The organism is Arthrobacter parietis, from assembly GCF_039530425.1.
GTDB classification, from domain to species: domain Bacteria; phylum Actinomycetota; class Actinomycetes; order Actinomycetales; family Micrococcaceae; genus Arthrobacter_D; species Arthrobacter_D parietis.
The window spans coordinates 1-12,816 of record NZ_BAAAON010000003.1 but is presented as its reverse complement, the minus strand read 5'-3'; the positions used below and the strand labels follow the sequence as shown (position 1 = coordinate 12,816).

Sequence of the window (12,816 nt, the reverse complement as noted above, 5' to 3'; positions counted from 1 at the left end):
GCTCGAGGCGTTATGCCTGATGGTCTCTCATGGGGGTGGAGCGATGGATGAGTACGTGAGCTCGAGTTTCTTCTGGTTCACACTGGCCCTGATCAACGCGGGTCTTGCGGAACAGAAGAATCGTTCGCGGGGCGTGTGGTTCCTGGTCTCGCTTGTGGTGGGTCCACTGGCCACGGCCCTGATCGTCATCTGGAGGGCACCCGAGCCTGCGGTGCCGTCAATGTCCCACCGCGGCGGGTGGAAGGACCCTGATGAGGGACAGTGAAGCTGGCTGGGACGATGATCGAAGCATGACCAGACACCACATTGCACTCGCCCGAATCCTCATCGGCGCTCTGGCAGTTGGCTCCTTGCTGGCTCAGTTCGTGGTTGTTCCGCAGATTGCCGCTGACGCTGCTGAGCGCTACCCCGAGGTTGCGTACCTGGAGATTCCGTATCTCACTGCAGTTGTGGTTGCGCTCGCTTTCTTCGAGCTTGCCTTGCTGGCAGCATGGCGACTTACGGCCAGGAGAAGGCGACAGAGTCTAACCAATGGCTCACAGCGGTGGATCGATGTGATGACAGCGTCGCTGTGTCTGTCGGCATTGACGGTCGCTGGCATCTGCGTGCACGCGGGGTCCATCGAAAACATTGGCGGGCCCGCGATGTTATTGGGACTGGTCGCCGCCCTCGCCCTGATAGCCGCAGTGGTTGTTCTGAGAAGCAAAGCACCTCGAATACAGGCACCTTAAACGCCACACGGCGGCCTCCCGAAGGAAGCCGCCGTGGATGGGTGTGAGAGTTACGGTGCGCCAGGACGGCTGCCCGGAGGCATGTAGCCGTCGGCCGTCCGATCATCCTCGTCACGCTCGACTGCACTGCGGGTGTCGCTGGCAGCGAGACCGTCGGAGTCGCCGGTTGTGTCGGTAAGTCCGTTGGTCTGGTCGAAGGGCTCACCGAGGGGCCGCTCGGATGCGGTCTCGGGTGCCACGTCCACAGGAGCGCCGCCGACAACAGGGGTGACATCCGGGGGAGTGGTGTCCTCAACCGGAACCACCGGTACATCAACAGTGGTCGCCTCCGTATCGGTGCTCTTCTTGTTGCCCGCTGCTGCCGCGACACCAGCTGCGGCTGCGGCGGCCACGCCAACACCTGCGGCTGCTGCCTTGCCCGAGATACCGGCCTTGCCGCTGTCCCCGCGTGAGGCGGCGGCGTCGGTGACGGTTGGGGAACCCAAGGTGTCGCCGGCGACGGACCCGCGCCAGGCGCCCGTGGCATAGCCCTCGTCCTCGATGAATTCCTTGAAGCGCTTGAGGTCACCCTCGGCTTCCTTCTCGACGACGTTGAGCCTGTCACCGATCTTCTCGATCATGCCTTCGGGCTCGTACTCAAGCTCGAGCCGGATGGAGGTCTGGCCGCCGCCGACGTCCTCGAACGTCACAGCTCCGGCGTTGGTTGCGCCCTCGGTGGCTGCCCAGGCGACGCGGCGGTCAGGCTCCTGAGCAACGATCTTCGCTTCCCACTCGCGCTTCACGCCACCGATTTCGGCAACCCACTGCAGGCGGTCGTCGGTCAGCTGCTCAACCTTCTTCACCCCGCTCATGAAGTGGGGAAATTCTTCGAACTGTGTCCACTGGTTGTAGGCCACGCTCACTGGAACGTTGACCATAATCTGCTTCTCGATCCTCGTGCTCATAGCGTCTCCTTAGGATTGGAACATCAGATGAACGATCAATTCATCAGTATGCTTACCATACCCATCGACGGTACATCTGACCATGGCTGGGCACAAGAACGACGACGGCGGTGGACGCGGGATTCGTTGCTTCGCCGATAGGTTGAAGACCATCCGGGACGTCCTTGGGGGGGGGCGTGAGAAAAGTAGCGGGGTGGCTGTGCATCGGCATGATCCTTGCCTGGGCAGGCGCGTTCCTGGTGTTGAAGGTGCGGACAGCATGCTCGTGTTGAACGTGAAGCCTGCGCGTCCAGCGCCCGACGGCGGGTGACCGACGAAAGCGCGAACCTATCGTTTAGGTCACGACGCTTCCCGCACCACCCGCGCCCTCTATATGCTCGACAAAACTTCGATCGGTCTCGGGGGAAAGCATGCGGAAACTGGCCATTCGGCTGTGTCTCATCATGGTGCTCGTCTGGGCCGGCGCCTTTTTCTTCGTCAAGACGCACCACGATTCGGTAGCAGTGCAGCTGGGAGCCGTGGCCGATCAGTTGGAGATACCTCAAGGCTGGACCGTGGTGTCCCAGCACGTCGAGCGGGAACGGTTCATCTGTTTCAACAACAAGTCCTGCCCCACCCTCAGCCGCACGTGGCAGGCTGACCGGGTGCTGGAAGCCGAAGACGTACTGCGCTTGGCGGAGGCTTCCGGATGGGAGTTCGAGCTCGAAGGAACCTGCGAGAGAGGCCCCGAATCAATCGGCCTGAGCAGCGTCTGTTCTGCGCTCGCGACCTACGAAGGCCACCAGATCCAGCTGAGCGTGGACAGCCTTGAAGCCGGAGCGCCGAGCCTGATCCGGCTGCAGCTGAAGGCCCTTGGGACCGAAGAAGCCACGAAATGACGACGGCGGGACGGTCCGGAAAAATTCGACGCGTGAGGACGGCGAAACGTAGGCTGTACCTACGGTTAAAAAGCGGCCGCCACTAGCTACGCCGTCATGGTTGCTAGGTCATTCCTTTGGCGCGCCGTCTACGCCGCGGGTCTGAGCTACCTTCCCGTGCCGCCTGGCATGACAGATCCGGAGGCTGCAGTGAGCAGCAATGAGCTTTCCGATGTACGCACCGACCACCGACTGCAAGACGCAGTACTCGATTCCGCAGACGTTGAGGCCTTCCTGAACGAGTTGTGCCGGCATGCCGCCGGTGCCCTCGGTGACCGTGAAGAGATTCTCTGCGGCATCACGCTGCTGCGGGAACGCAAGGCTGCCACCGTAGCCAGCAGTAGTGAACGCGCCCGAGAGATGGATGAAGTTCAGTACAAGTTCGACGACGGCCCGTGCCTCTCCGCCGCACGGAACCAGACCACAGTCCACGTTGCAGACGTCAATCAGGAAGAACACTGGGCGGACTACATCGGCGCTGTCGCCGATCGCGGAATGCAGTCCATTCTCGCTGTTCCCTTTGACCTCATGGGAGACGCCAAGGCTGCGCTGAATCTCTACGCGGACAGGGCGCACAAGTTCACGGATGAAACCGTAGAGAGAGCTGCCGCCTATGCCGCAGAAGCAGCCCGTTCACTGCGCCTGGCTGTGCGGATTGCCCATCACAGCGAGATAGCCGAGGATCTGAGAACAGCAATGGAATCGCGGACGGCCATCGACATCGCGATCGGAGTCATCATGTGCCAGAGCCGCTGCAGCCAGACCGAGGCGTTCGAGTTTCTCAAGAAAGCCTCCTCCCACCGCAACATCAAGCTGCGCGAACTGGCAGTCCAGATTGTCGCCAGCGCCGGTCAGGCGGCTGAACCAACGACTCATTTCGACCGCTGATCGGAAGGGTTGAGAACTTACCCTCTGGCCCGTCCGAGTGACCCTCCCCGGGACAGCGCGCTGCTTGACCGCTCCGAGAAGAGCACAATTCAAGTGTGCGCCCGTATGAGCGCCGGGAGAAGACCACCGCAGCCCGCATAACGGTTTGCTCACGTAATGATTCCGTGCTGTTGGGCAGGCATCCCGGGCAGTAAAGTCCGTCAGTGGGGATGCAGCACTGCAGGGTTTCTTGCCCGGCGATTCCACGCCACCTCTTATTTACTTCGTTCCGAAAGTACGGTCTCTTGTCCAAGCTCCCAGCAGTCCTCGCCCTCACCGTCACCACCACGCTCCTCCTTGTAGGCTGCACAAACGCAACCGGTGAGCCCGAAGCCCGCACCACCACCGCTTCCGCCTCTCCATCGCCGTCCGCAACTCCCACCCCGGAGGAGACCGCCACAGAGGAACCCGCAGAGACCCCGGAGCCGAGCGCCGAGCCGTCTCCGGAGCCCAGCGACGAGCCAAGCACTCCGCCAGCTACAGAAGCCCCCGCGGAACCTGCACCGACCCTCGAGCCGCTTCCCACTGCTCCGGGCGATCCCTTTGTTCCGCCGCCGCACGGCGAGCCAAACCCGGGCACGCCATTCGTCCCGCCACCCCACGGTGAGCCCAACCCCTTCGCGGGTGCCCCCAACACGGTGACGCCGGGCCCCGTCTGGGGTTCTGTGCAGACCGTCGTCCAGGCGGGAACGGCGTTCACCATCACCGGCAGCGGCTACCAGCCGGGCCAGCGAATCACCGTCTTTTTCGGGCCTTCACGCACGGACTACTCGATCATCGGCGAGCAGTCCGCCTACGCAAGCCCTTCCGGGAACTACAGCTTCACCATCACCCTGTCACCGGACATCACGCCCGGAACCTACGGCGTGCTGACGGCCACTCCGGACGGGATGCCCAGCGGACAGTCGATTGACGAGACCCGACGCTGGGCCACCATCGAAGTCGTCGCACCGTAGCCGGGCCCTACCGACGAAGACAAAGACGACGACGGCGCCCGCCTCCGCACGCCGTTCCGCAACCACCCGATCCCAGCGCAGGAATAACACCGTTCCTGGCGGCTTTGCCGCAGGATTCGCCTAACGCGGGCGAAACGGCCACGGCTCCTTGGTACCGTTCAAGGGTTGTGCGGGCACTGCGTTGTGCCCCGGGGAGTTCCGTTATAGGCAGGAAGAAGTGCTGTGGAAGATCTGGACGGCGCCGCTACAGGAGGAGAAACCTCTACAGCGACCACACGGCTCTTACTGCAGGTGGTCGCGGACCAACTCGGGCCATCAGGAGCGGAGCGGGTCTTGCGGCGGGCTGGCCTGCAGGCTCAGAAAGCAAAGCTGAGCGGCGTGACTGGGCGGATTCCGCATGCCACCACCGTGCGGCTGTTTGACGCCGCCACCGCTGAAACCTCCAACCCCCGCATCGGGTTGCTGCTCGGCCCGGCCGCGCTCAAGGACCGTGGCCTCGCACCGCTACGAACCCTTGCCAGAGCGCACGGCTCCACCTCGGTGCTGCTGGGCAGCGCGTCCCGGCTCTCAACCCGCCTGGACACGGGCTCCGTCATCCGCGCCGACGAGGTGACGGACGGGAAGGCGGTGCTCAGGTGGTGGGTGCTGCCTCCGCACGCTCCCCACCAGGTCGACTGCGACTACACCTTCAGTCTGCTGGCCCAGGCCCCCGCGCTCTTCGGCCTGGCACCGGCCCAGGTTTCCCACGATCTGTGCCAGTTGGACGGCGCAGAGGAATGCCGTTACGAGGTGACGTGGAAAGAGAAACCGTTTCGACGCTTCCGCAGACGCCGGGTCGATCGCCGGAGGAAGAGCACACCGGTTGAGCTGGAGTCAGCCGAACGCCGGCTGAACGCGCTGCAGGGTGCAGCAACCGACCTGACCAGCGGAGAGTCGCTGGCAGAGGTCCTCGAACGGATCGCCAGCAGGGCCAACGTCGCAGTACATGCACCCGGCCATCTCCTGGCAGTAACCCTTCCGGACGGCAGTCGCCACATCAGTACCCGCGGCACAGGCACCCTGCTGACCGGGGCACTGGGCTCCGGTACGGAGCTCAACCTGAAACATCCCAGCCTTACTGGTCTGCCCATCGTCACCTCCCCGGTCAGCTCCGCCGATCACTCCTACGGGGTACTGGCCGCCGTTGCGTATCCCGGCCAGGAGTTCTTCCCAGAGGACGAGGCCACGCTGAGCGCCTATGCCCACCACGCCGCCGTCGGCCTGGATATTGCGCGGATGTTTATCGAGACCCGGGAACAGGGCGAAACCGCCCAGCTGCTCCTGGAGGTGGCGCGCTCCCTGAACCAACGGTCCACCGTCGAAACGGTGGCCCAGACAGTGGCCGACGCCGTTCCCGCCTTATCCGGCGCGGACCGTTCTGCTGTGGCCCTGTGGGATGACGACGCCGGCGAGGTGCGGATCGGCGCGATGGTGGGTTGGACGGGCGCCCTGGCGGACAAGCTCGCGAACTACATGACCACGGCAGCAGAGAGCCCGGAACTGGCCGAGATGCTCGCCAATAACCTCCCGCAACTGGCAGACCGGAACGGATCGGCGTGGGCGCAGCGCACGGTGGAGGAATTCGAGATTCAAGCCTTCGCCGGCACACCCATCACCACCGACGGGAAACTGGTCGGGATCATCCTGGCCCACTGGGCTGACAGGCCTGCGCCAACAAGCATCGAGGGTGTGATGACCGAGCGGCTGGCGGGGCTTGCCGGGCTGGCCGGCGTCGCGCTGGACAATGCACGGCTCCTCGAGGAGACCCAACGGCAGGCCCTTCACGATCCCCTCACCGGGCTGCCCAACCGGGTGAAGCTGGAAAGCAGCATCGAAGCCGCACTGGTGAGGGCTGCCTGGACCGAAGGGCGGGTGGGGCTTCTCTTCTGTGACCTCAACCGGTTCAAGCGCATCAATGACAGCCTCGGGCACAGCGCCGGGGATTCCGTCCTCCAGCAGGTAGCGGCCCGGATCACCAGTGCGGTACGCGAGGGTGATCTGGTGTCCCGCTACAGCGGCGACGAGTTCATCGTTCTTCTCGAGAACCTTCACGCCGATACCGAGGCGGAAGTGCAGGCCGAGGTGGAGGGCATTGCTGCCCGGATCCGGCTTATTCTCGGTGAGCCGTTCGAGGTGAACGGGAAAAGATTGTTCCTCGACGCCGCTATCGGGACAGCGCTCAGCGAAGCCCTGACAGCCGGTACACCGGATGACGTGACCCAGGCGGCTCGGAAGCTGGTTGAGTCCGCTGATCTCGCCATGTACCGGTCGAAGGCTCGTACCCGCGGACACGCTCCCGGCAGAACGCATTCCCCGTACCGGCTCCAACTCGAAACAGATCTTCGGGGAGCAGCCGCCAGGGGTGAGTTGCAGGTACTTTTCCAGCCGCAGGTGAATCTGGAGACCCGCAAGGTCGCGGCAGCTGAGGCCCTGCTGCGCTGGCGACACCCGGAGCTGGGCATGATTTCACCCGCCGAGTTCATCCCGCTCGCCGAGGAGAGCAATCTGATGGGTGAGATCGGTGCGTTTGTCCTGGCCGAAGCGTGCCGCGCGGGAGCGGTCTGGCACAGCCTTGGCCATCCGATCGAGGTGGCAGTGAACATTTCGGCAGCGCAGCTCAACACCGCATGCTTCGCCAATCTGGTCACGCAGACCCTGCATGAGTCAGGATTCCCGGCCACAGCCCTCATCCTCGAAATCACCGAAACCCAGGTGATCTCCGAGAACGCCGACGTCAGCAGCCTCTGGAATCTGAAGGAACTGGGAGTCGGTATCTCGATCGATGACTTCGGCACCGGATATTCATCGATGACCCAACTCCATCGGCTCCCCGTGAGCGAGATCAAGATCGACAAGTCCTTCATCAGCACGCTGGGACCGGACGGCTCTGATGCCTTCGTTGCAGGCATCGTAGGGCTGGCCCGCGGCCTCGGACTCCGGGTGGTCGCCGAAGGTGTGGAGAACACCCAACAACTCGCCGTCCTGCAGGCACTGGGATGCGAACGCGCACAGGGCTACTTCCTCGGCCATCCGGCCGACGCCCGCGGACTGCAGGACCTGCTGGTCAGCTGCACCTGATCTCCACGGGCACGCCCCGAGCACCTCGGGCCCGCACCTCCAAAAGCGACCCACCGTCCCCCAATTTGGGAACCGGCTTATAAACACATACGTTATTCATGGATGAGGCGTCCGTAGAAAACGAAAGCTTGGTGCAATCGGTTTGGAACTCATCGACCTATTAATTGGCATGGCTATTCTCACCGCCCCCGTCCTACTCCTCGCGGTGGCCGCCAAAGTAATCCTTGATCGCCGGGCCAGCGCACAGCGCCTGCAGCCCCTTCCCGTCGAAGTAACCGCTGACAACCAGCGCCCCTGAAACCCGCAGGTCACAGCACCCGGCAGTTTCTCCTCAGCCCTGACGTGATCTAAGTTGGACACCATGGTGGCTGGGAGAACGGCAGGGATGCGCACAACGGGTCCCCGCGCCGTACGGGTGAAGGCGCCGGGCAAAATCAACGTCTCCCTCCGGGTGGGTCCTCCCCGCGAGGACGGCTACCACAGCGTCGCCAGCGTCTACCTCGCCGTCTCCCTGTATGAGGAGATCACCGCTACAGCCACGGACGACGGCGCCATCGCCGTCACGGTGGACGGCCAGGGCAGCCTCAACCTCCCGATGGAGGAAATCCCCCTCGACGCCAGCAACCTCGCCGCCCGCGCGGCTGCACTGCTGGCCGAGCTGAGCGAGAAGTCCACCGGGGTCCACCTCAACATCACCAAGCGCGTCCCGATCGCTGGCGGCATGGGCGGAGGCTCAGCAGACGCCGCAGCAGCACTCCTCGCCTGCGACGCCCTGTGGAACAGCGGCTTCTCCCGCGACGAGCTCGCCAAAATCGCCATCGACCTCGGCGCGGACGTACCGTTCGCGCTTATCGGCGGCACCGCCGTCGGAGTTGGGGTGGGGGAGCAGCTCACACCCGCCATTTCCAAGACACCGCTGCACTGGGTCCTGGTGCCATCATCATTCGGGCTATCCACACCGGAGGTGTACCGCACGCTCGATGACCTCCGCCTCGCCAGCGGTGAGCAGCCGCCGGAGATCCCCGAGATCGATCCGCAGATTCTCAGTGCAATGCGCTCCGGTGACGCGCACACCCTCGCTGACCTGCTCCACAATGACCTGCAGGCCGCAGCCCTGGAACTCGCACCCGAGTTGAAGGACGTCCTTGCCGCCGGCAGGGAAGCGGGTGCGCTCGCCGGTATCGTCTCCGGATCCGGCCCCACGGTCGCTTTCCTTGCCGAGTCCGAGGATCACGCCGCAACCGTGGACGCACTCCTGGCCACCGCCGGCCTCACCACAGAACTGGTGCACGGTCCCGCCCACGGTGCGAGAATTGTCAGCGACTACATCGCCTAGCCCGCATCGGGAAGCACCGCGCGGATCGCTCGGACCGAGTTTTAGGTCGCGATCCGCAGTGCCGGGTACGAGGCGGTAGCGCTCAACGCTTCGCGTCGTGAAATTTCCTCGCGGAGTTCTTCCTTCCGGAATTCGGTCTCCATCTCAGGGATTCCGTGCCGGTACTCCGCATCCTGCGCGCGATGCACTTTGCTGTTGAGCACGTGCAGGGCGCGGTCGGGGAGTGCGCGCAGGCTTGCGGGAAAGGGCTGGCTGGACGTGATTTTGCTGTTGAAACTCATGGCTGTTCTCCTTACGTGACCCAGGAGGGGTCACGGGAACTGGCAGGAGGAAGGAGGGGCTGGTTCACGAAGATGCGGATCAGGCGCTCCGACCGGGTGCCGGCGGGGGCGAAGGATAAGGTCTGGAGGTCTGCTCCAGGGAGGGAAGCGGCTGTGTGGCTTCCGGGTGGTGATGAATAACCACAGCCAGGCACCGCGGGAATGAGGTGCGGGCGGCAACGGATCCTGTGTGCTCAAAATCCGTCGAAGGACGTATAGCTGGAACTCCTTCTTCACCGTACAGCATGCCCGCGATGAACGGCGGTTCCGGAGTGCGCAATCTCAGCTGCCTACCGATCAGGCGTTTTCCCGTGTGCCCCGGAGTGTTCTAAGTTGGACACTGATCCCCATAACGAAAGCAGTATCTACGTTGGCCCATCTGCTCGGTGCTGAGAACATCAGCGTCACCTTTGCCACCCGCACCATCCTGGACGGCGTCACCCTCGGACTGGAGGAGGGTGACCGCATCGGCATGGTCGGCCGCAACGGTGACGGCAAATCCACCCTGATGCGCCTGCTCGCCCAGCGCACCACGCCCGACGACGGCCGCGTCACCAAACGCCGCGACGTCACCGTGGGATACCTGAACCAGAACGACGTGCTCGACGGCGACCTCGACGTCGGCGCCGCCATCGTCGGCGACCAGGCCGACCACGAGTGGGCGTCCAACCCGAAGATCCGCGACGTCATGGGCGGCCTCGTGGCGGAGGTGGACTGGCACGCCCGCGTGGACTCCCTCTCGGGCGGGCAGAAGCGCCGTGTGGCGCTGGCGAAGCTGTTAATAGGGGACGACGACGTCATCATGCTCGACGAGCCCACCAACCACCTCGACGTGGAAGGCGTCGCGTGGCTTGCTCAGCACCTCAAGCAGCGCTGGCGCCCCACCGAGGGCGGGCTGCTGGTGGTCACCCACGACCGCTGGTTCCTCGACGAAATTTCCACCCGCACCTGGGAAGTGCACAACGGCATTGTGGACGGGTTCGACGGCGGATACGCCGCTTACGTCCTTGCCCGCGCCGAACGTGACCGCATGGCCAACGTGATTGAGGGCAAGCGCCAACAGTTGGTGAAGAAGGAACTGGCCTGGCTGCGCCGCGGCGCACCGGCAAGGACCGCCAAGCCGAAGTTCCGCATCGAGGCGGCCAACGCGCTCATCGCGGACGTTCCAGAGCCGCGTGACTCGCTCGCGCTCAGCAAGCTCGCCACCGCCCGGCTGGGCAAGGACGTGCTGGACTTGGAGAACGTCTCGCTGGAGCTGGGGGACAAGCCCCTGTTCAAGGGCATCACCCTGCGGTTGGCGCCAGGTCAGCGGCTCGGGATCGTCGGCGTCAACGGTGCCGGCAAGACCACGCTGCTGCGGCTGCTCAATGGCGAGATGGCGCCTACCTCCGGCCGCTTGAAGCGCGGCAAGACGGTGCAGACGGCGATCCTGTCACAGGACGTGCGCGAGCTCGACGACGTCAACCACCTCCGCGTCACCGAAGTGATTGAGCAGGAAAAGCGGGTGGTGTCCGTCGGCGGGAAGGAAGTGTCGGCGAGCCAGCTCGTGGAACAGCTCGGGTTCACCAATGAGCGGCAATGGACACCGGTCGGTGACCTTTCAGGTGGGGAGCGGCGGCGTCTGCAGCTGCTGCGTCTGCTGGTGGGGGAGCCGAACGTGCTGATGCTCGATGAGCCCACCAATGATCTGGACACAGACACCCTCGCGGCCGTGGAGGATGTGCTGGACGGGTGGCCCGGGACGCTGATCGTGGTTTCCCACGACAGGTACCTGCTTGAACGCGTCACCGATACCCAGCTCGCGTTGCTCGGCGACGGCAAGATCCGCGACCTGCCCGGCGGTGTGGATCAGTACCTGCAGCTCCGGCGGGGAGCAGCAGTATCCGGCGACAAGCTCGCCGGCACCCCGATGGGGTCGGACAGCGGCAACGGTACGACGACGGCGGCAGCCGGTTCTGAGGGCCCGTCACCGGAGGAGACCCGCCAGGCGAAGAAGGATCTGACCCGCATTGAGCGGCAGATGACGAAGACCAGCTCGCAGATCGAGAAGATCAATCAGCAGATGAGCGACGCCGGCAGCAAGGCGACGGTCGACTTCGAGAAGGTGTCCGGCCTCGACGCGAAGCTGCGGGAGCTTCAGGCTGAGCAGGAGTCACTCGAGGAGCAGTGGCTGGCAGCCGCGGAGGCCTTGGGGGAGTGATCCCACTACCGAACCGCTTCTTGAAGGCGTGCCATCGCAGTCGCGTCGACCCGGTGCATATCCTCCGGGGTTAGCTCTTACTATCAGACGTGGACCAGTCTCGGAGTCTTTCGATCCGAACTCGATGCGCAATAGGGAGCCCAATGCCGAAGCTTAGTCGCACACCACCAGTCGCTATTAGGAAGCAACTGCGACGCGAAGTTGGATTCGGATGTCCGGTTAAAGGGTGCGGTACTCCGTACCTGGAATACCACCATTTCGATCCGCCATGGCACGTCGAGCAACACCATCGTCCAGAAGGAATGGTGGCTCTCTGTAGCGTGCATCATAGGAAAGCCGACGCCTGGACCGCCGAGCAGTGCCGAGAACTCAAAGAGCAGTCTCACACAGCAGAAGTAAGCGGACGATTTGAGTGGATGCGCCATGAAGTGGTCGGGATCGTTGGCGGGAACTTTTATCACGAAACGCCGAACATGGTTGTGTTCCGTGATCAACCGATCATTTGGTTTGACCGGGACGAGCGTGGGTACCTGCTTCTGAATATCAGGATGCTGAGTGCCTCTGGCCAGCCGCGCACGGAACTCATAGCAAACGACTGGGAGATCCGAGGAGATCCGCTCGATGTGGACAGTCCACCAAACGGCAGCTCACTCCGCGTACAGTACGCCAATGGCGATGACGTGGGCGTCCGTTTCAAGGTCTGGGAATCCGCCGAGATACTGGAGGCGGTTCATCCTCGGATACTGGTCCTGAAGGATGAGCTTGATTTCCCCCTAGTCACAGCGGAAGTGCATATGACAGTTGGAGGCACGAATATTCGCTTCGACTCGAAGGAGAGCCAAATCGATGGGGGCCTCCTGACCGGGAACGTGATGAGCCGTTGTGGGGCGGGTCTCGTATTCGGATAGAGAAGGGAGAGGCTGGGGGACTTGCTCGGCGGGCTGGACCAGTACCTGCGGCTGCGGCGGGGAAGGGCTTCCGGCGACAACCTTGCCGGCACCCCGATGGGAACGGACAGCGGCAACGGCACGACGGCGGCGGCTGCCGGGTCTGCAGGCCCCTCACCGGAGGAGGCCCGCCAGGCGAAGAAGGATCTGACCCGCATTGAGCGGCAGATGACCAAGACCAGCTCGCAGATCGAGAAGATCAACCAGCAGATGAGCGACGCCGGCAGCAAGGCCACGGTCGACTTCGAGAAAGTGTCCGGCCTCGACACAAACCTTCAGGAGCTGCAGGCAGAGCAGGAGTCCCTTGAGCAGTGGCTGTGGTTGGGTCCCCAGTTAGAAGTCCAGTGTCTGTGTGAGTTTCGTGTCCGAGAATGGACACAGGAGGAAATTCACGAATTATGGCACGCAGACACACCCCCGA

The 12,816-nt window shown here is 63.6% G+C and carries 12 protein-coding genes and 1 pseudogene; 11 read left to right on the top strand and 2 right to left on the bottom strand.

From position 1 onward, the window contains the following. Nucleotides 1-55: 55 nt before the first annotated feature. A complete protein-coding gene (locus ABFX19_RS12210) occupies nt 56-265 on the top strand; it encodes a hypothetical protein (protein WP_235563285.1) in 210 nt (69 codons plus the stop codon). Between the two features lie 25 nt (nt 266-290). After that, nucleotides 291-731: a DUF2975 domain-containing protein gene (locus ABFX19_RS12205; RefSeq protein ID WP_162252855.1), complete on the top strand. Its 441-nt coding sequence runs from the start codon at nt 291-293 to the stop codon at nt 729-731. 50 nt (nt 732-781) lie between these two features. Here the strand turns inward: ABFX19_RS12205 and ABFX19_RS12200 are convergent, their stop codons facing one another. Beyond that, the gene (locus ABFX19_RS12200) at nt 782-1,675 is read right to left on the bottom strand and encodes an SRPBCC family protein (RefSeq protein ID WP_346028437.1); all 894 of its coding nucleotides are present in this window, start codon (nt 1,673-1,675) and stop codon (nt 782-784) included. A 410-nt stretch (nt 1,676-2,085) separates the two neighbouring features. Here ABFX19_RS12200 and ABFX19_RS12195 point away from each other — a divergent pair, with 410 nt between their 5' ends. The 6 genes from ABFX19_RS12195 (at nt 2,086) to ABFX19_RS12170 (ending at nt 8,928) form a co-directional block, all read left to right on the top strand. Then, a complete protein-coding gene (locus tag ABFX19_RS12195) occupies nt 2,086-2,553 on the top strand; it encodes a hypothetical protein (RefSeq protein WP_346028436.1) in 468 nt (155 codons plus the stop codon). Between the two features lie 189 nt (nt 2,554-2,742). Beyond that, entirely contained in the window at nt 2,743-3,480 is a 738-nt protein-coding gene (locus tag ABFX19_RS12190) for a GAF and ANTAR domain-containing protein (protein WP_346028435.1), read from the top strand. Nucleotides 3,481-3,764: 284 nt separating this feature from the next. Next, nucleotides 3,765-4,475: a hypothetical protein gene (locus ABFX19_RS12185; RefSeq protein ID WP_346028434.1), complete on the top strand. Its 711-nt coding sequence runs from the start codon at nt 3,765-3,767 to the stop codon at nt 4,473-4,475. A 222-nt stretch (nt 4,476-4,697) separates the two neighbouring features. Then, complete coding sequence (locus tag ABFX19_RS12180) at nt 4,698-7,592, top strand: EAL domain-containing protein (RefSeq protein WP_346028433.1); 2,895 nt, start codon at nt 4,698-4,700, stop codon at nt 7,590-7,592. 169 nt (nt 7,593-7,761) lie between these two features. Then, entirely contained in the window at nt 7,762-7,890 is a 129-nt protein-coding gene (locus ABFX19_RS12175) for a hypothetical protein (RefSeq protein ID WP_346028432.1), read from the top strand. Nucleotides 7,891-7,977: 87 nt separating this feature from the next. Continuing rightward, complete coding sequence (locus ABFX19_RS12170; RefSeq protein WP_346028431.1) at nt 7,978-8,928, top strand: 4-(cytidine 5'-diphospho)-2-C-methyl-D-erythritol kinase; 951 nt, start codon at nt 7,978-7,980, stop codon at nt 8,926-8,928. 41 nt (nt 8,929-8,969) lie between these two features. On the opposite strand, the gene ABFX19_RS12165 is transcribed toward ABFX19_RS12170, so the two are convergent. After that, nucleotides 8,970-9,209 carry a hypothetical protein gene (locus tag ABFX19_RS12165; RefSeq protein WP_346028430.1) on the bottom strand — a complete coding sequence of 80 codons (240 nt, stop codon included), beginning with the start codon at nt 9,207-9,209 and terminating at the stop codon, nt 8,970-8,972. 409 nt (nt 9,210-9,618) lie between these two features. Between ABFX19_RS12165 and ABFX19_RS12160 the strand changes: the two genes are divergently transcribed. The 3 genes and pseudogenes from ABFX19_RS12160 to ABFX19_RS12150 form a co-directional block, all read left to right on the top strand. Next, on the top strand, nt 9,619-11,448 hold the full coding sequence (locus ABFX19_RS12160; RefSeq protein ID WP_346028429.1) for an ABC-F family ATP-binding cassette domain-containing protein: 1,830 nt from the start codon (nt 9,619-9,621) through the stop codon (nt 11,446-11,448). Between the two features lie 143 nt (nt 11,449-11,591). Beyond that, nucleotides 11,592-12,356, top strand: a complete 765-nt coding sequence (locus tag ABFX19_RS12155; RefSeq protein ID WP_346028428.1) for an HNH endonuclease signature motif containing protein — start codon at nt 11,592-11,594, stop codon at nt 12,354-12,356. A gap of 21 nt (nt 12,357-12,377) precedes the next feature. Then, nucleotides 12,378-12,816: pseudogene (locus ABFX19_RS12150) on the top strand (ABC transporter C-terminal domain-containing protein); the annotation flags it as partial.